The organism is Pseudomonas citronellolis, assembly GCF_900112375.1.
GTDB classification, from domain to species: Bacteria; Pseudomonadota; Gammaproteobacteria; order Pseudomonadales; family Pseudomonadaceae; genus Pseudomonas; species Pseudomonas citronellolis.
This window is the reverse complement of record NZ_FOLS01000005.1, coordinates 1-18,971: the sequence shown is the minus strand read 5'-3', so window position 1 is coordinate 18,971 and position 18,971 is coordinate 1. Positions and strand designations below refer to the sequence as shown.

The 18,971-nt window shown below is 68.6% G+C and carries 13 protein-coding genes; 10 read left to right on the top strand and 3 right to left on the bottom strand.

Features of this window, described 5'->3' with window-relative positions; all coding sequences use genetic code 11:
• Positions 1–245: 245 nt before the first annotated feature.
• Genes qhpE through BM060_RS06300 form a run of 3 tightly spaced genes read right to left on the bottom strand, consistent with a single transcriptional unit; the run spans position 246 to position 4,547 of the window.
• Positions 246–914: a subtilisin-like serine protease QhpE gene (qhpE, locus tag BM060_RS06310; protein ID WP_074978724.1), complete on the bottom strand. Its 669-nt coding sequence runs from the start codon at positions 912–914 to the stop codon at positions 246–248.
• Positions 907–2,640, bottom strand: coding sequence for an ABC transporter ATP-binding protein (locus BM060_RS06305; RefSeq protein WP_074978336.1), 1,734 nt, complete (start codon positions 2,638–2,640; stop codon positions 907–909). The genes qhpE and BM060_RS06305 overlap by 8 nt, the downstream gene beginning before the upstream one ends.
• Positions 2,640–4,547 (bottom strand): sigma-54-dependent Fis family transcriptional regulator, encoded by a 1,908-nt coding sequence (locus BM060_RS06300; protein ID WP_074978333.1) that lies wholly within the window; start codon positions 4,545–4,547, stop codon positions 2,640–2,642. Before BM060_RS06300 ends, BM060_RS06305 begins: the two co-directional genes overlap by 1 nt.
• Positions 4,548–4,757: 210 nt before the next feature.
• Here BM060_RS06300 and BM060_RS06295 point away from each other — a divergent pair, with 210 nt between their 5' ends.
• From BM060_RS06295 to BM060_RS06250, 10 genes are all read left to right on the top strand, one after another.
• Positions 4,758–5,150, top strand: a complete 393-nt coding sequence (locus tag BM060_RS06295) for a MerR family transcriptional regulator (protein WP_074978331.1) — start codon at positions 4,758–4,760, stop codon at positions 5,148–5,150.
• A 43-nt stretch (positions 5,151–5,193) separates the two neighbouring features.
• Positions 5,194–6,357 carry an isovaleryl-CoA dehydrogenase gene (locus BM060_RS06290; protein ID WP_074978328.1) on the top strand — a complete coding sequence of 388 codons (1,164 nt, stop codon included), beginning with the start codon at positions 5,194–5,196 and terminating at the stop codon, positions 6,355–6,357.
• A gap of 92 nt (positions 6,358–6,449) precedes the next feature.
• Positions 6,450–8,057, top strand: coding sequence for a carboxyl transferase domain-containing protein (locus tag BM060_RS06285; RefSeq protein WP_074978325.1), 1,608 nt, complete (start codon positions 6,450–6,452; stop codon positions 8,055–8,057).
• A gap of 92 nt (positions 8,058–8,149) precedes the next feature.
• A complete protein-coding gene (locus BM060_RS06280) occupies positions 8,150–8,947 on the top strand; it encodes a gamma-carboxygeranoyl-CoA hydratase (protein WP_074978322.1) in 798 nt (265 codons plus the stop codon).
• A gap of 85 nt (positions 8,948–9,032) precedes the next feature.
• Entirely contained in the window at positions 9,033–10,982 is a 1,950-nt protein-coding gene (locus tag BM060_RS06275) for an acetyl/propionyl/methylcrotonyl-CoA carboxylase subunit alpha (RefSeq protein WP_074978320.1), read from the top strand.
• A gap of 228 nt (positions 10,983–11,210) precedes the next feature.
• The gene (locus BM060_RS06270) at positions 11,211–12,113 is read left to right on the top strand and encodes a hydroxymethylglutaryl-CoA lyase (protein WP_074978317.1); all 903 of its coding nucleotides are present in this window, start codon (positions 11,211–11,213) and stop codon (positions 12,111–12,113) included.
• Positions 12,114–12,597: 484 nt separating this feature from the next.
• Complete coding sequence (gene mexE / locus BM060_RS06265; protein ID WP_074978314.1) at positions 12,598–13,830, top strand: multidrug efflux RND transporter periplasmic adaptor subunit MexE; 1,233 nt, start codon at positions 12,598–12,600, stop codon at positions 13,828–13,830.
• 117 nt (positions 13,831–13,947) lie between these two features.
• A complete protein-coding gene (locus tag BM060_RS06260; RefSeq protein ID WP_074978312.1) occupies positions 13,948–17,133 on the top strand; it encodes an efflux RND transporter permease subunit in 3,186 nt (1,061 codons plus the stop codon).
• Positions 17,130–18,521, top strand: coding sequence for an efflux transporter outer membrane subunit (locus BM060_RS06255; protein ID WP_074978310.1), 1,392 nt, complete (start codon positions 17,130–17,132; stop codon positions 18,519–18,521). The genes BM060_RS06260 and BM060_RS06255 overlap by 4 nt, the downstream gene beginning before the upstream one ends.
• 228 nt (positions 18,522–18,749) lie before the next feature.
• Positions 18,750–18,971 (top strand): helix-turn-helix domain-containing protein (locus tag BM060_RS06250; protein ID WP_177224366.1); only part of this gene is annotated, 222 nt, incomplete at its 3' end.

The window sequence follows — 18,971 nt, the reverse complement described above, 5'->3', positions numbered from 1 at the left end:
TATCCGGCAACGCCGAACGGTCCCCTCTCCCTCTGGGAGAGGGCTAGGGTGAGGGAAAACATGGTGCCGATGATGCGTCCGCCCCCTCTCCCTAACCCTCTGGACTGTACGGAGCGGTGGCGAAGTTAGGTATGCAGCCGGCAGTCGCGGAATATCAGGAAGACTCGGAACTTCCAGCCACACCGAACGGCCCCCTCTCCCTTCAGGGAGAGGGCTGGGGAGAGGGAAAGGAACCCCAACCCCACTCATAAACTCACCTTCCGCTCGATCCCCTTGTAAGCAGCCCCCTCCCGCATCAACGCCAACAACTCCGAATTCGACACCCCCGGCCGCTCCCCCAGCAAAGCAACCAGATGCCCACAAAACGCCGCGCAACCAAGACTCGCCCCCGCCTGCCCCCCAACCCGCACAGCCGCCCCGAAATCCGCCTGCGCACTCCCCAGCCACGACCACTCCCCCTCGCCACACCGCGCATCCCCAGTCACCCGCACCACCCCCGGATAGGCCGCCGGAAACACCGGCTCGCCCCGCGCCGGGCTGGACGCACAGACCAGCACCCCAGCCGCCACCAGTTCCGCCACCGCCTCACGCAGCAGCGGCCGATCCTGGCGCACACCCAGGCTCAGGTTGACCACACGCACACCCTGCCCGCCCAACCACTGCAACGCAGCCGCGATCTGCAACGGGCTGGTCACGCCACGCCCATCGAACACCTGGGCCACGCTGAAGCGCGCTTGCGGCGCCCGGGCAAGCACCGCCTGGATCACCGCCGAGCCATGACCCAAAACATCAGCCGCCAATGGCAGTCGCTCCACTCCCTCATCGGCCAGACAGAAACGCTGCCCGGCCACCACGCAACCCGCCTGCTCCACGGCATGGCCGCTGTCGACTACTCCCACCCGCACCTCAGCCACCCTGCCCTCCCACGGCCACCAGCGGCGCCTCGCGCACACTCAGCCGGCCGTCCTGCAACTCCAGGCGCAGGTCGGCCTCGGCCAATGTCGAGGGACGGTGGCTGACGAGGATGCGCGTGCGTCCGGCGAACAGTCGGTCGATGGCGGCTATCACCTCGCGCTCGGTGCTTTCGTCCACCTGCGAGGTGGCTTCGTCGAGGATCAGCACCAGCGGGTCCTGCAGCAGCGCGCGGGCGATGGCGATACGCTGCTTCTGCCCGCCGGACAATTGCTGGCCACGCTCGCCCAGGGGGCTGTCGAGGCCTTCGGGCAGGCTGGCTATCAGGCCGTCCAACTGGGCCAGGGTCGCCACCCTTTCGATTTCTTCACGGCTGACGTGGGGCGCGCTGTACGACAGGTTGTCCGCCAGGCTGCCGCGGAACAGCACCAGCTCCTGGCTGACCACGGCGATGCGCCGGCGCAGCTCGAACAGGTCCAGCTCGCGCAGGTCCACGCCGTCCAGCAGGATGCGGCCCTGGTCGGGGTCGTAGAAGCGTTGCAGCAGGTCGGTCAGGGTGGATTTGCCGACGCCCGAGGGCCCGCTCAGGGCCACCTTGCGCCCGGCCGGGATGCAGGCGTCCACCTGGTCCAGCAAGGGCTGGCTGCGGCCGGCGTGGTTGAAGCTCACGCCTTGCAGGCGCAGTTCGCCGACGTTCGGCATCGGCCTGGGCTGCGCCGGCGACGCCACGCCCGGCGCCTCGCCGCGCAGTTCCATCACCCGGCCCAGGCTGACGGTCATGCGTTGCAGCGCCACGTACAGGCCCAGCAGGCTCTGCACCGGGCCGATGGCCATGCCCAGGTAGGTGGAGAAGGCGATCAGCGAGCCCAGTTGCCAGGTGCCCTGCACTACCCAGTAGCCGCCGACCAGGAAGGCGCAGGCGCGCGACAGCGACATCAGCGTCCCCGGCAGCGCCTGGGTGAAGAATTCGGTCAGCTGCAAGCGCAGCAGCTGGCCCAGGTAGCCCTGGCCCAGCCCCTCCAGGCGTTGCGCCTCGCGGCCCTGCTGGCCGGCGGACTGGATGAACTTCATCGCCGGCAGGGTCTCGACGAAGAACGACGACAGGTCGGCCGAACGTTCGCGCAACTGGCGCGCCTCGCGCTCGACCTTCTTGCGCATCCAGCGCAGCCAGAGCACGTCCAGCGGAATGAGCACGGCAACCAGCAGCGACAGCTGCCAACTGAGCGTCAGCAGCAACGCCAGCGAGCCGACCAGGCCGATCACGGCGGACACCGCGGAGAACAGCGAGTCCACCGCGAAGCGCTGGATTTCGGCGACGTCGCCATCCAGCCGCGACATCAGGTCGCCGATGCGGCGGCGGGCGAAGAAGGTCGGCGACAGGCTTTGCAGGTGGCGGTACAGCGCATCGCGCAGGGCGAACAGGATGCGCCCGGACAGCCGCGTGTGCAGGTAGCGGTTGAGCCCCGACAGCACGGTGCCGACCAGCCCGACCACGATCATCACCCCGGCCAGCAGCGCCAGCAGGGGGAAGTCGCGGGCCAGCAGGCCGTCGTCGATCAGCAGCTTGGTCAGCCAGGGTTGCGCCAGGGCCAGCAGCGAGGCGCACAAGGCCAGGCCAAGCAGGCCGAGGATGGCCAGGCGCTGCGGGCGGACGAAGCCGTACAGCCAGTGCAGCGCGTCCTTGAGGGCCTTGGGGTCGTCGCTGTCGATCAGGCGGGTGAAGAACATCAGCCACCCTTCAGTTGCTTGAGCTTGCGGTACAGGGTGGCGCGGCTGATGCCCAGGGCGTCGGCGGCCGCCGAGACGTTGCCCTGGTGGCGGTCCAGGGCCTGGCGGATCAGCTCCATCTCGGTCTCGCGGATGCGCCCGCAGGGCTGCCGCTCGCCGGCGGCGAGTTCTTCCAGGGTGCTGTCCGGCAGGTGCTCCAGGCCCAGGGTGTTTTCGCCCTGCTCGCGCATGGCCAGGGCGGTGCGCAGCACCATTTCCAGCTGGCGGATGTTGCCCGGCCAGTGGTAGTCGGCCAGCAGCGCGAAGAGTTCGTCGTCCAGCCGCGCCTCGGGCGCGCCCAGCTTGGCCAGTAGGCCCTGGGCCAGTTGGCCGAGGTCGTCGCGCTCGCGCAGGGCCGGCAGGCGCACGCTGATGCCGTTGACGCGGTAGTAGAGGTCTTCGCGGAAGTGCTTCTCTTCCACCTGGCGCTTGAGGTCGCGGTGGGTGGCGCAGATCAGCGCTACGTCGATGTCCTGCTCCTCGCCCGCGCCCAGCGGCGCCACCTTGCGCTCCTGCAGCACGCGCAGCAGGCGGGCCTGCAGGGCCAGGGGCATGTCGCCGATCTCGTCGAGGAACAGGGTGCCGCCGTGGGCCTGCTGCAGGCGGCCGACCATGCCGCCGCGGCGCGAGCCGGTGAAGGCGCCCTCGCGGTAGCCGAACAGTTCGGACTCGATCAGCCCTTCGGGGATGGCCGCGCAGTTCACCGCGATGAACGGCTTGCCGGAGCGCGCACTGCTCTGGTGCAGGGCGCGCGCCACCACTTCCTTGCCGCTGCCGGTCTCACCCAGCAGCAGCACCGGCAGTTCGTTCAGCAGGCCCTGGCGGGCCATGCGCAAAGCGCGGGCGTAGCGCGGGTTGCCGCCGGCCAGGGCTTCCAGGTCCGGCGCGGCCGGGGCCGGGCGCTGCGGCTGGCGCGCCGGCACCGACACCGCGCTGGCGCGCAGCGGCGCCTGCAGCACCTTGTAGAAGAACTCGCCCTTGGCCGTCTGCAGGCTGCCCAGGGCGCCGGACTGCAGGCGCGCGAGCAGTTGCTCGCCCCTGGCGCCCAGCAGGTCTTCGCAACGGCGCCCGATCAGCGTTTCGCGCGGCGCGCCGAGCAACTGGCAGGCCGGCGTGCTGAGGGCCAGGATGCGGCCCTCCAGGCTCAGCGCCAGCAGGCCCTGCCAGGGCGAATCCAGGTACTGGCGGCGGCTGTGGAAAGACAGCACCACCTGCCCCGGGAAGCTGGCGGCGAACAGCCGCTCCTCGATCTGCACCGCGGCGCGGTTGAGCAGGCTGAGGCTTTCCACCGGGCCGGCCAGGGGGCCTTCGCGGGTCAGGTCGAGCACCCCGAGCAGATTGCCCCGGGGGCAGTTGATGGGCACGGAGGTGCAGGAGAAGCGGCTGAGCCGCTCCAGGTAGTGCTCGCCGCAGTCGATCTGGGTGGCGCGGCCTTCCACCAGGGCGGTGCCCAGGGCGTTGGTGCCGCGCGCGGCCTCGCTCCAGCAGGCGCCCGGGGTGATGTCTTCCAGGCCGATGCGGCGCAGGCGCTCGTGGGCGCCGGCCACCGAGACGATGGTGGCGTCGGCGTTGGCCAGGATCACCAGGGCGTCGTGGCCCTGGCGCTGGCGCAGGAAGTCCAGCTCGGGAGTGGCGGCGTCGAGCAGCAGGCGGTTGTTCTCCAGCAGCAGCTCGATGCCGGCGCGGTTGTCCAGCTCCTGGTCGTTGCCGCTGCCGCAGTCCAGGCCATGGCCCAGGCTGCGCCGCCAGGAGGCGTCGATTTCCTCGCGCAGCACGCCGGCGGGTAGCTCGCCCTCGCGCTGCAGGCGTTCGCGGGCCCGGTGGGCCTCGCGCAGCAGGTCGCTGCCTATTGTTCTTGTCATGTCGATCTCGGCTCCGCTTGCCCGCGCGATGCGTTGCCGCGCGGGACGTCAGGCTGGTCAGGGACTGTCTACACCCGTCCTCCCCTTCAGTAAAGAGGACTCCCGGTTGCCCGGCAACGCACGCAATTAGCGGGCCAGCCGGTCGGCGGCGAAGTGATTGACAGCCCCTCGACGCAGGTTTACGTTAACGTAAAGGTAAACGAACGAGCAAGCCCGATGCCGACCACCTACAGCATTTCCGACCTGGCCCGCGAACTGGACGTCACCACCCGCGCCATCCGCTTCTACGAGGAGCAAGGCATGCTCAGCCCCGAGCGCCGCGGCCAGGAACGCGTCTACAGCCCCAAGGACCTGGTGGCGCTGAAGCTGATCCTGCGCGGCAAGCGCATCGGCTTCTCGCTGGCCGAGTGCAAGGAACTGATCGACCTCTACGACCCCAGCAGCGGCAACCGCAAGCAGCTCGATACCTTCATGGGCAAGATCGCCGCGCGCCGCGCGCAGCTGGAGCAGCAGCTGCTCGACATCGAGCAGATGAAGCTGGAACTGGACACGGCCGAGGAGCGCTGCCTGGCGGCCCTGGCCGAGACCGAGAAGAAACAGCGCGCCTGAGCGCGCCCTACCCTTATCCAAGTACAAGAAAGCAGGTGCAACCATGAGCTACCCGTCCCTCAACTTCGGCCTCGGCGAAACCATCGACATGCTCCGCGAGCAGGTGCAGGGCTTCGTCGCCAGCGAACTGGCTCCGCGCGCCGCGCAGATCGACGCCGACAACCTGTTCCCCATGGACATGTGGAAGAAGTTCGGCGACATGGGCCTGCTCGGTATCACCGTCGCGGAGGAATACGGCGGCGCCAACATGGGCTACCTGGCCCACGTCATCGCCATCGAGGAGATCAGCCGCGGCTCGGCCTCGGTCGGCCTGTCCTACGGCGCGCACTCCAACCTGTGCGTCAACCAGATCAAGCGCAACGGCAATGCCGAGCAGAAGGCCAGGTACCTGCCCAAGCTGATCAGCGGCGAGCACGTCGGCGCCCTGGCCATGAGCGAGCCCAACGCCGGTTCCGACGTGGTCTCCATGAAGCTGCGCGCCGACAAGCGCGGCGACCGCTTCGTGCTCAACGGCAGCAAGACCTGGATCACCAACGGCCCGGACGCCAACACCTACGTGATCTACGCCAAGACCGAGCCGGAGAAGGGCGCGCACGGCATCACCGCGTTCATCGTCGAGCGCGACTGGAAGGGCTTCAGCCGCGGCAACAAGTTCGACAAGCTGGGCATGCGCGGCTCGAACACCTGCGAGCTGTTCTTCGATGACGTGGAAGTGCCGGAAGAGAACGTGCTGGGCGCGGTCAACGGCGGCGTGAAGGTGCTGATGAGCGGCCTGGACTACGAGCGCGTGGTCCTTGCCGGCGGCCCGATCGGCATCATGCAGGCCTGCATGGACGTGATCGTCCCCTACATCCACGACCGCAAGCAGTTCGGCCAGAGCATCGGCGAATTCCAGCTGATCCAGGGCAAGGTCGCCGACATGTACACCCAGCTCAACGCCAGCCGCGCCTACCTGTACGCCGTGGCCCAGGCCTGCGACCGCGGCGAGACCACCCGCAAGGACGCCGCCGGGGTGATCCTCTACACCGCCGAGCGCGCGACGCAAATGGCCCTGGACGCCATCCAGATCCTCGGCGGCAACGGCTACATCAACGAGTTCCCCACCGGCCGCCTGCTGCGCGACGCCAAGCTCTACGAGATCGGCGCCGGCACCAGCGAGATCCGCCGCATGCTGATCGGCCGCGAGCTCTTCAACGAAACCAAATAACGATAAAAGCCGCTGGAGGCTGAAGGCTGGACGAAAAAGCCGCTCCAGTCCTCGTCCAGCCTCCAGCCTACAGCGCTCTTCTCGAGGTTTTCATGGCCCTACTGCATACCCAGATCAACCCGCGCTCCCCCGAATACGCCGCCAACGCCGCGACCATGTTGGAGAGCGTCCAGGACCTGCGCGCCCTGCTCGGCCGCGTCCACGAAGGCGGCGGCGCCGCCGCCCAGGCCAAGCACAGCGCGCGCGGCAAGCTGCTGGTGCGCGAACGCATCAACCGCCTGCTCGACGCCGGCTCGCCGTTCCTCGAAGTTTCCGCCCTCGCCGCCCATGAGGTGTACGGCGAGGACGTGGCCGCCGCCGGCGTGGTCGCCGGCATCGGCCGCGTGGAAGGCGTGGAATGCATGATCGTCGGCAACGACGCCACGGTGAAGGGCGGCAGCTACTACCCGCTGACCGTGAAGAAGCACCTGCGCGCCCAGGCCATCGCCCAGCAGAACCGCCTGCCGTGCATCTACCTGGTGGACTCCGGCGGCGCCAACCTGCCGCGCCAGGACGAGGTGTTCCCCGACCGCGAGCACTTCGGGCGGATCTTCTTCAACCAGGCCAACATGAGCGCCCAGGGCATCCCGCAGATCGCCGTGGTGATGGGCTCGTGCACCGCCGGCGGCGCCTACGTGCCGGCGATGAGCGATGAGACCATCATGGTCCGCGAGCAGGCCACCATCTTCCTCGCCGGCCCGCCGCTGGTGAAGGCCGCCACCGGCGAGGTGGTCAGCGCCGAGGACCTGGGCGGCGCCGACGTGCACTGCAAGACTTCCGGCGTGTCCGACCACTATGCCGAGGACGACGAGCACGCCCTGGCCATCGCCCGCCGCTGCATCGCCAACCTCAACTGGACCAAGCGCGGCAAGCTCAACACGCTGGCCCCGCGCGCGCCGCTGTACCCGGCCGAGGAGCTGTACGGCGTCATTCCGGTGGACAGCAAGCAGCCGTTCGACGTGCGCGAGATCATCGCCCGCCTGGTCGACGGCAGCGAATTCGACGAGTTCAAGGCGCTGTTCGGTACCACCCTGGTGTGCGGCTTCGCCCACCTGCACGGCTACCCCATCGCCATCCTGGCGAACAACGGCATCCTCTTCGCCGAGGCCGCGCAGAAAGGCGCGCACTTCATCGAACTGGCTTGCCAGCGCGGCATCCCGCTGCTGTTCCTGCAGAACATCACCGGCTTCATGGTCGGCCAGAAGTACGAGGCCGGCGGCATCGCCAAGCACGGCGCCAAGCTGGTCACCGCGGTGGCCTGCGCTCAGGTGCCGAAGTTCACCGTGATCATCGGCGGCAGCTTCGGCGCCGGCAACTACGGCATGTGCGGCCGCGCCTACGACCCGCGCTTCCTGTGGATGTGGCCCAACGCGCGGATCGGCGTGATGGGCGGCGAGCAGGCCGCGGGCGTGCTGGCCCAGGTCAAGCGCGAGCAGGCCGAGCGCGCCGGCAATACGCTGAGCGCCGAGGATGAGGCGAAGATCAAGGCGCCGATCCTCGCCCAGTACGAGCGCCAGGGGCACCCCTACTACTCCAGCGCGCGGCTGTGGGACGACGGCGTGATCGACCCGGCGCAGACCCGCGAAGTGCTCGCCCTGGCCCTGTCCGCCTCGCTCAACGCGCCCATCGAGCCGACCCGCTTCGGCATCTTCCGCATGTGACTCGAAGCCGCAAGCACCAAGCCTCAAGCTGCAAGCGCCACTCCTTGCAGCTTGAGGCTTACAGCTTGCCGCTAGCGACCGAAGGTAGCTCTATGACCGACTTTCAGAACATCCAGCTGGAAAAAGAACCGCGCGGCGTCGCCACCCTATGGCTGAACCGCCCGGACAAGAACAACGCCTTCAACGCCCAGACCATCGCCGAGCTGATCCGAGCGCTGGACCAGGTGGCCGACGACGCCGAAGTGCGCCTGCTGGTGCTGCGCGGCCGCGGCAGGCATTTCTGCGGCGGCGCCGACCTGGCCTGGATGCAGGAGGCGGTGCAGCTCGACTACCAGGGCAACCTCGCCGACGCCCAGCAACTGGCCGAGCTGCTGAACAACCTGCACCTGCTGAAGAAACCGACCCTGGCCGTGGTCCAGGGCGCGGCCTTCGGCGGCGGCGTGGGCCTGGTGGCCTGCTGCGACATGGCCCTGGGCAGCGAGCAGGCGCAGTTCTGCCTGTCGGAAGTGCGCATCGGGCTGATCCCGGCGACCATCGGGCCCTTCGTGACCAAGGCCATCGGCCAGCGCGCGGCCACCCGCTACGCCCTCACCGCCGAGCGCTTCGACGGTGCCCGCGCCCGCGAACTGGGCCTGCTGGACGAGTGCTACGCCGCCGATGAACTGGAGGAGAAGGTCGAGGCCTGGGTCGCCAACCTGCTGAACAACAGTCCGGCCGCCCTGGTGGCCTGCAAGGCGCTGTTCCAGGAGATCGGCAGCGGAGAATTGAGCCCCAACCTTCGCCGCTACACCGAGGCCGCCATCGCCCGCATCCGCATCAGCCCCGAAGGGCAAGAGGGCCTGCACGCCTTCCTCGAAAAGCGCAAGCCGGCCTGGCAGGGAGGCAACTGATGAATCATCGCCCCCGTAGGATGGCGTTGAGCGCAGCGAAACCCATCGCCACCCCATCCACCCATTCGCACCAGGAGCCCCGCCCATGACCATCACGACCCTACTGGTGGCCAACCGCGGCGAGATCGCCTGCCGGGTGATGCGCACCGCCAAGGCCCTGGGCCTGACCACCGTGGCCGTGCACAGCGCCACCGACCGCCACGCCCGCCACGTCGAAGAGGCGGACATCGCCATCGACCTGGGCGGCGCCAAGCCGGCCGAATCCTACCTGCGCGCCGACGCCGTGCTGGCCGCAGCCAAGGCCGCCGGCGCCCAGGCCATCCACCCCGGCTACGGCTTCCTCTCGGAGAACGCCGGCTTCGCCCGCGCCTGCGAAGAGGCCGGGCTGGTGTTCCTCGGCCCGCCGGCCAGCGCCATCGACGCCATGGGCAGCAAGTCCGCGGCCAAGGCGCTGATGGAAGACGCCGGCGTGCCCCTGGTGCCCGGCTACCACGGCGAGGCCCAGGACTACCCGACCTTCCAGCGCGAAGCCGCGCGCATCGGCTACCCGGTGCTGCTCAAGGCCGCCGCCGGCGGTGGCGGCAAGGGCATGAAGGTGGTGGAGCGCGAAAGCGAACTGGCCGAGGCCCTGGAATCCGCCCAGCGCGAGGCCCAGTCCGGCTTCGGCGACTCGCGCATGCTGGTGGAGAAATACCTGACCAAGCCGCGCCACGTGGAAATCCAGGTGTTCGCCGACCAGCACGGCAACTGCCTGTACCTCAACGAGCGCGACTGCTCGATCCAGCGCCGCCACCAGAAGGTGGTCGAGGAAGCCCCCGCCCCCGGCCTCTCGGTGGAACTGCGCCGCGGCATGGGCGAGGCCGCCGTGCGCGCCGCCCAGGCCATCGGCTATGTCGGCGCCGGCACCGTGGAGTTCCTCTACGACGAGGGCAGCGGCCAGTTCTTCTTCATGGAAATGAACACCCGCCTGCAGGTGGAACACCCGGTCACCGAGGCCATCACCGGCCTCGACCTGGTGGCCTGGCAGATCCGCGTGGCCCGTGGCGAACCGCTGCCGATCAGCCAGGAGCAGGTGCCGCTGAACGGTCACGCCATCGAAGTGCGCCTCTACGCCGAGGACCCGGAAGGCGGCTTCCTGCCCGCCAGCGGCCACCTGGCGCTGTACCGCGAACCGCCGGCCGGCCCCGGCCGCCGGGTGGACAGCGGCATCCGCGAGGGCGACGACATCTCGCCGTTCTACGACCCCATGCTGGCCAAGCTGATCGCCTGGGGCGAGAACCGCGAGGAAGCCCGCCAGCGCCTGCTGTCGATGCTGAGCGAAACCGCCGTGGGCGGCTTCAAGACCAACCTGGCGTTCCTGCGCCGCGTGCTGGCCCACCCGGCCTTCGCCGCCGCCGAACTGGACACCGGCTTCATCGCCCGCCACCAGGAACAGCTGCTGCCGGCGCCCGGCGAACTGCCGGCGCAGTTCTGGCAACTGGCCGGCGAGGCCTGGGCGCAAAGCGAAGCCGAGCGCGTGCGCAACGACGACGCCCACTCCCCATGGAGCGCCCGCGACGGCTGGCGCAGCGGCCTGCCGGGGGAAACCGACCTGCACCTGCTGGCCAAGGGCGAATCCCAGGTGGTGCGCCTGCGCCATGCCAATGGCGTGCGCGGCGCGACGCTCAAGGGCGAATGGCTGGAAGTGGACCTCGACGGCCTGCGCCGCCACCTGGCCCTGCGCCAGGGCGACAGCCTGTATCTGGAGTGGCAGGGCGAGTTGGTGCAGGTGCGCCGCTACGACGCCATCGCCGAAGCCGAGGCCGCCCACGCCCACCACGGCGGCCTGGGCGCGCCGATGAACGGCAGCATCGTGCGCATCCTGGTCCAGCCCGGCCAGGCGGTGGAAGCCGGCGCCGCCCTGGTGGTGCTGGAAGCCATGAAGATGGAACACAGCATTCGCGCGCCGCACGCCGGCGTGGTGAAATCGCTGTATTGCAGCGAAGGCGAACTGGTGGCCGAGGGTACGGCGCTGGTGGAGTTGGAAGAAGCCTGACCCTTGCGTAGGGCGTATAACGCTCCGCGTTATACGCCGTTTGGCCTTGGCTCCCGGCGCGATGCGGATTTGGTCACGGAGCGTTTGTTCCAGAGCCTTCCAGTTCGACCGGGAAGCCGGGCATGAGATCGGTGTAGCGGCGTATAACCGCGAACGGTTATACGCCCTACGCTCCGCCCGCCGCCGCTGCGCAGGACAGTTCCCCACAGAACACAACGAGGACCCAGCATGCCCCTGCCCCACCACGTCCGCCTGGTCGAAGTCGGCCCGCGCGACGGCCTGCAGAACGAGAAACAGCCCATCAGCGTCGCCGACAAGGTGCGCCTGGTGGACGACCTGAGCGCCGCCGGCCTTTCCTACGTCGAGGTCGGCAGCTTCGTTTCGCCCAAGTGGGTGCCGCAGATGGCCGGCTCCGCCGAAGTCTTCGCCGGCATCCAGCAGAAACCCGGCGTCACCTACGCCGCCCTGGCGCCCAACCTCAAGGGCTTCGAGGCCGCGCTGGAGGCCGGGGTGAAGGAAGTGGCGGTATTCGCCGCCGCCTCCGAGGCCTTCTCGCAGAAGAACATCAACTGCTCGATCAAGGAGAGCCTGGAACGCTTCGTGCCGGTGATGGACGCCACCCGCGAGCACGGCATCCGCGTGCGCGGCTACGTGTCCTGCGTGCTCGGCTGCCCCTACCAGGGCGAGGTGGACGTGCAGCAGGTCGCCGCCGTGGCCGCCGAGCTGGACGCCATGGGCTGCTATGAAGTCTCCCTGGGCGACACCATCGGCGTCGGCACCGCCGGCGCCACCCGCGCCATGTTCGAAACGGTCGGCGCCCGCGTGCCGCGCGAACGCCTGGCCGGGCACTTCCACGACACCTACGGCCAGGCCCTGGCCAATATCTACGCCAGCCTGCTGGAAGGCATCGCGGTGTTCGACAGCTCGGTCGCCGGCCTCGGCGGCTGCCCCTACGCCAAGGGCGCCACCGGCAACGTGGCGACCGAGGATGTGCTCTACCTGCTAAACGGCCTGGGCATCCACACCGGCATCGACCTCGACGCCCTGATCGCCGCCGGCCAGCGCATCTGCGCGGTGCTCGGCAAGGAAAACGGCTCGCGCGTGGCCCGCGCCCGCCTGGCCAAGGCGTGATCCCGCGCCGCTATTGCTCGGTCATGGCGATGGGTATCGCTTCGCTCAACCCATCCTACGATGGCGTCTCTCCTGTAGCGTGAGGCGCATAACGCCTCCGGCATATCAGGATGACTCCGGATTCACCGCCCGCGCCGAACGGCCCCCTCTCCCTCTGGGAGAGGGCTGGGGTGAGGGTTGCGGACTTCGCCGACACTCCGCTGCCGAACCTCTACTCCGCTCCCCCTCCCTAACCCTCCCCCGCAAGCGGGAGAGGGGACCGTTCGGCGTAAAGCGGAACCTGAAGACTCCCTGAATCCATGTACGCAAACGGCCCGCCAAAAGCCCACCACCCGGTAGCAGAAAATCCCCCATCGATTGATACGGATAATGCAACAGGGTTTATCACTGGCCGTGATAATAAGAATGCTCCCGTTCGATTAGCGACTTAGACGCCTGGAACGCAGACTCCGCCCATTACAGAAAAAATGCCGGAGTCTTCCCCATGGAGCGTTCACTCAAACCCTTGCGTATCCCCCTGGCACTGGCCGCCGTCCTGGTGCTCAGCGCCTGCGGCAAGCCCCAGGAAGCCGCGCAGAACATGCCCGCGCCCAAGGTCAGCGTCGCCGAGGTCATCGAACAGCCGGTCAACGAGTGGGACGAGTTCACCGGCCGCCTGGAGGCGCCCGAATCCGTCGAGCTGCGCCCGCGCGTCTCCGGCTACATCGACAAGGTGACCTTCCGCGAAGGCGCCCTGGTGAAGAAAGGCGACCTGCTGTTCCAGATCGACCCGCGCCCGTTCCAGGCCGAGGTCCACCGCCTGGAAGCCCAGCTGGCACAGGCCCGCGCCAACCAGGTGCGCACCGCCAACGAAGCCGCTCGTGGCGACCGCCTGCGCGCCACCAACGCCATCTCCGCCGAACTGGCCGACGCCCGCAGCGCCGCCGCCACCGAAGCCCGCGCCCAGGTCGCGGCGACCCAGGCCGAACTGGACAACGCCCGGCTGAACCTGTCCTTCACCCAGATCACCGCGCCCATCGACGGCCGCGTCTCGCGCGCCGAAGTCACCGCCGGCAACCTGGTCAACTCCGGGCAGAGCCTGCTCACCACCCTGGTCTCCACCGACAAGGTCTACGCCTACTTCGACGCCGACGAACGCGTCTACCTGAAGTACGTGGCCATGGCCCGCGCCGGCGGCCCGGACGCCCGCGGCAGCACCCCGGTGTACCTCGGCCTGACCGGCGAGGACGGCTTCCCGCACCTGGGCCGCCTGGACTTCCTCGACAACCAGGTCAACCCCAAGACCGGCACCATCCGCGGCCGCGCGGTGTTCGACAACAAGGACGGCCTGTACACCCCCGGCCTCTACGCACGCATCAAGCTGGTCGGCTCCGGCACCTACGACGCCGCGCTGATCAAGGACGAAGCGGTCGGCACCGACCTTGGCAAGAAGTTCGTGCTGGTGGTCGGCGCCGACAGGAAGGTGGCCTACCGCACCATCGAGCTGGGGCCGAAGCTGGAAGGCCTGCGCATCGTCCGCAGCGGCCTGGCCAAGGGCGACCGCATCGTGGTCAACGGCCTGCAGCGCGTGCGCCCCGGCGCCGAGGTGGATGCCCAGGGCGTGCCCATGGCCAGCCCGGACACCCTCGCCGCCCTCGCCCGCTCGCGCCAGGCGGTGGAAGACAGCGAGCCGCCGAAGGTCGCCGAGCAGTCGCCGGGCAAGCCCAGCCGCATCTGACGACGACCCGCCCCTGAGCGGGGCACATCGACAACGCAGTACCCGGCCCTGGCCCCACCCAGGGCCGCGGGTGACCTTTTGCCCAGGGTTTAGCGCCCCGCGCGCCAGGAACGAACCATGAACTTCTCGCAATTCTTCGTGCAGCGGCCGATCTTCGCCGCCGTGCTCTCGCTGATCATCCTGATCGGCGGGGCCATCTCGCTGTTCCAGTTGCCGATCAGCGAATACCCCGAAGTGGTGCCGCCCACCGTGGTGGTGCGCGCCACCTTCCCCGGCGCCAACCCCAAGGTGATCGGCGAGACCGTCGCCGCGCCCCTGGAGCAGGCCATCACCGGCGTCGAGAACATGCTCTACATGTCCTCGCAGTCCACCGCCGACGGCAAGATGACGCTGACCATCACCTTCGCCCTGGGCACCGACCTGGACAACGCCCAGGTGCAGGTGCAGAACCGCGTGACGCGGACCGAGCCGAAGCTGCCCGAGGAGGTCACCCACATCGGCATCACCGTCGACAAGGCCTCGCCCGACCTGACCATGGTCGTGCACCTGACCTCGCCGGACAACCGCTACGACATGCTCTACCTGTCCAACTACGCCATCCTCAACATCAAGGACGAGCTGGCGCGCCTGGACGGCGTGGGCGACGTGCAGCTGTTCGGCATGGGCGACTACTCGCTGCGCGTGTGGCTGGACCCGAACAAGGTGGCCTCGCGCAACCTGACCGCCACCGACGTGGTCAACGCCATCCGCGAGCAGAACCGCCAGGTCGCCGCCGGCGCCCTCGGCGCGCCGCCCGCGCCCAGCGCCACCAGCTTCCAGCTGTCGATCAACACCCAGGGCCGCCTGGTCAGCGAGGAGGAGTTCGAGAACATCATCATCCGCAGCGGCCCCGACGGCGAGATCACCCGCCTGAAGGACATCGCCCGCATCGAGCTGGGCTCCAGCCAGTACGCCCTGCGCTCGCTGCTGGACAACCAGCCGGCGGTGGCCATCCCGATCTTCCAGCGCCCCGGCTCCAACGCCATCGCCATCTCCAACGAGGTGCGGGCGAAGATGGCCGAGCTGAAGAAGGCCTTCCCCCAGGGCGTGGACTACTCCATCGTCTATGACCCGACCATCTTCGTCCGCGGCTCCATCGAAGCGGTGGTGCACACCCTGTTCGAAGCCCTGGTGCTGGTGGTGCTGGTGGTGGTGCTGTTCCTGCAGACCTGGCGCGCCTCGATCATCCCGCTGGCCGCCGTGCCGGTGTCGCTGATCGGCACCTTCGCGGTGATGCACGCCTTCGGCTTCTCGCTCAACGCGCTGTCGCTGTTCGGCCTGGTGCTGGCCATCGGCATCGTGGTCGACGACGCCATCGTGGTGGTGGAGAACGTCGAACGGAACATCGGCCTCGGGTTGACGCCCATCGAGGCCACCAAGCGCGCCATGAAGGAAGTGACCGGGCCGATCATCGCCACCGCCCTGGTGCTGTGCGCGGTGTTCGTGCCGACCGCGTTCATCTCCGGCCTCACCGGGCAGTTCTACCGGCAGTTCGCGCTGACCATCGCGATCTCCACGGTGATCTCGGCGTTCAACTCGCTGACCCTGTCGCCGGCGCTGGCCGCCGTGCTGCTCAAGGGCCACCACGAGCCCAAGGACCGTTTCTCGCTGATCCTCGACAAGCTGCTGGGCAGTTGGCTGTTCCGCCCGTTCAACCGCTTCTTCGACCGCGCCAGCCATGGCTACGTCGGCACCGTCACCCGCGTGCTGCGCGGCAGTTCCATCGCCCTGTTCATCTACGCCGGGCTGATCGCCCTCACCTATCTGGGCTTCTCCAGCACCCCGACCGGCTTCGTGCCGCAGCAGGACAAGCAGTACCTGGTGGCCTTCGCCCAACTGCCCGACGCGGCCACCCTCGACCGCACCGAGGCGGTGATCAAGCGCATGTCGGAAATCGCCGGCAAGCACCCGGGCATCGAGCACACCGTGTCCTTCCCGGGCCTGTCGATCAACGGCTTCACCAACAGCCCCAACAGCGGCATCGTCTTCACCCCGCTGAAGGACTTCGACCAGCGCAAGGGCCCGGGCATGTCCGCCGGCGAGATCGCCGCCGAGCTGAACAAGCAGTTCGCCGACATCCAGGACGCCTACATCGCCATTTTCCCGCCGCCGCCGGTACAGGGGCTGGGGACCATCGGCGGCTTCCGCGTGCAGGTCGAGGACCGCGGCAGCCTGGGCTACGAGGAGCTCTACACGCAGACCCAGAACATCCTCGCCAAGGCCCGCGCGCTGCCCGAACTGAACCCCATGTCGGTGTTCACCAGCTACCAGGTGAACGTGCCGCAGGTGGACGCCGCCATCGACCGCGAGAAGGCCAAGACCCACGGCGTGGCCATCAGCGACATCTTCGACACCCTGCAGGTGTACCTGGGCTCGCTGTACGCCAACGACTTCAACCGCTTCGGCCGCACCTACCAGGTCAACGTCCAGGCCGACCAGAACTTCCGCCTGGACCCGGAACAGATCGGCCAGCTGAAGGTGCGCAACAACCTCGGTGAAATGGTCCCCCTGGCCACCTTCATCAAGATCAGCGACACCGCCGGCCCCGACCGGGTGATGCACTACAACGGCTTCATCACCGCCGAGATCAACGGCGCCGCGGCGCCCGGCTACAGCTCCGGCCAGGCCGAGGCGGCGATGGAGAAACTGCTCAAGCAGGAACTGCCCAACGGCATGACCTACGAGTGGACCGACCTGACCTACCAGCAGATCCTCGCCGGCAACACCGCGGCCTTCGTCTTCCCGCTCTGCGTGCTCCTGGCCTTCCTGGTGCTGGCCGCGCTGTACGAGAGCTGGGGCCTGCCGCTGGCGGTGATCCTGATCGTGCCGATGACCCTGCTGTCGGCCATCGGCGGGGTGATAGTCGCTGGCGGCGACAACAACATCTTCACCCAGATCGGCCTGATCGTGCTGGTGGGCCTGGCGTGCAAGAACGCCATCCTCATCGTCGAGTTCGCCAAGGACAAGCAGGAAGAAGGCATGGACCGCGTCGCCGCCGTGCTGGAGGCCTGCCGCCTGCGCCTGCGGCCGATCCTGATGACCTCCATCGCCTTCATCATGGGCGTGGTGCCGCTGGTGCTGTCCACCGGCGCCGGCGCCGAGATGCGCCACGCGATGGGCGTCGCGGTGTTCTCCGGGATGCTCGGGGTGACCTTCTTCGGCCTGCTGCTGACACCGGTGTTCTACGTCCTCATCCGCCGCTTCATGGAAGCCCGCGAAGCGAAGAAACAAGCCCGCCTGACCCACGAGGCCAGCCACGCATGAACCTGAAACACTTCGCCCCGGCGCTGCTGGCCCTGAGCCTCAGCGCCTGCATGGTCGGCCCCGACTACCAGCAGCCGGACACCGCGCCGGCCAAGCTCGAAACCGGCGCGGCAGCCTTCGACCGCAGCCGCTTCGAAGACGCCTGGTGGAAACAGTTCGACGACCCGCTGCTGAGCCAGTTGGTCGACCAGACCCTGCAGGAAAACCGTGAGCTGCGCGTGGCCTACGACCGCGTGCTGGCCTCGCGGGCGATCCGCGACGACGTCTCCAACGACCGCTTCCCCACCGTGACCAGCCGCGTCTCTTCGGAAATCGGCAAGGGCCAGGTGCCCGGGCAGACCGAGGACCGCGTCAACCAGGAGCGCTACGACCTGGGCCTGGACATGATCTGGGAAGTCGACCTGTTCGGCCGCGTGCGCCGCGAACTGGAATCGGCCGACGCCCAGAGCCAGGCCGCCCAGGCCGACCTGCAGCAATTGCAGGTCAGCCTGGTCGCCGAGCTGGCCGACGCCTACGGGCAACTGCGCGGCGCGCAGTTGAGGGAAGGTATCGCCCGCGACAACCTGAAGAACCAGCGCGAATCCCGCGACCTGACCATCCAGCTACGCGACAACGGCGTGGGCAACGAACTGGACGTGCAGCGCGCCGAAGCGCGCCTGGCCGCCACCGAAGCCACCCTGCCGCAACTGCAGGCCGAGGAAGTGCGCCAGCGCAACCGCATCGCCACCCTCCTCGGCCAGCGCCCGGACCAGATGACGGTGGACCTCTCGCCCAAGCAGCTGCCGGCCATCGCCAAGGCCCTGCCGATCGGCGACCCGGGCGACCTGCTGCGCCGCCGCGCCGACGTCGCCGCCGCCGAACGCCGGCTGGCCGCAGCCACGGCGGATGTCGGCGTGGCCACCGCCGACCTGTTCCCGCGGGTGAGCCTCGGCGGCTTCCTCGGCTACACCGCCGGGCGCGGCTCGCAGATAGGTTCAGGCGCCGCCCGCGCCTGGGGCGTGGCGCCGACCATCAGCTGGGCCGCCTTCGACCTGGGCAGCGTGCGCGCCCGCCTGCGCGCCTCCAAGGCCGACGCCGACGCCGCGCTCGCCAGCTACGAGCAGCAGGTGCTGCTGGCCCTGGAAGAGTCCTCCAACGCCTTCAGCGACTACGGCAAGCGCCAGCAGCGCATGCTGGTACTGGTGCGCCAGTCCGAGGCCAGCCGCAAGGCCGCCGAACTGGCCGGCGTGCAGTACCGCGAAGGCACCCTGGACTTCCTCAACCTGCTGGACGCCGAACGCGAACAGCTGGCCGCCGAAGACGCCCAGGCCCTGGCCGAGGTCGACGTGTACCGCGGCATAGTCGCCATCTACAAGGCCCTCGGCGGCGGCTGGCAACCCCGGGCCTGACAGGTTCCTCCCTGGCCACTCTCCGGCCACTTGGCCCCGCGACGCACGCTGCTGATCGCGGGGCTTTTTTATGCCCGCTGCGCCGAAGCGCTTTTCGTAGGATGGGTTGAGCTTGTGTTCTGCCGGGAGACATGGGTAACAGGTGTCGGGAGACATAGGTAACGCATTTAGGATCACGGAATTGCCGTATCGGGAGATCGAGCGATGCCGTGGAAGGAGTGCACACCTGTGTCCAGTCGATATGAGTTCGTTCTCCTGGCAGAACAGCCTGATGCCAACGTGCGGGAGCTGTGCCGGCGCTTCGAGATCAGTCCGAAAACAGCCTACAAGTGGCTTCGACGCTACCGAGAGCAAGGCGAACCGGGATTGCTGGATAAGTCCCGGCGTCCCTTGAGTTGCCCCCGCCGTAGCAGCGAGGACCTGGAGCACGCTGTCCTGGCCTTGCATGAG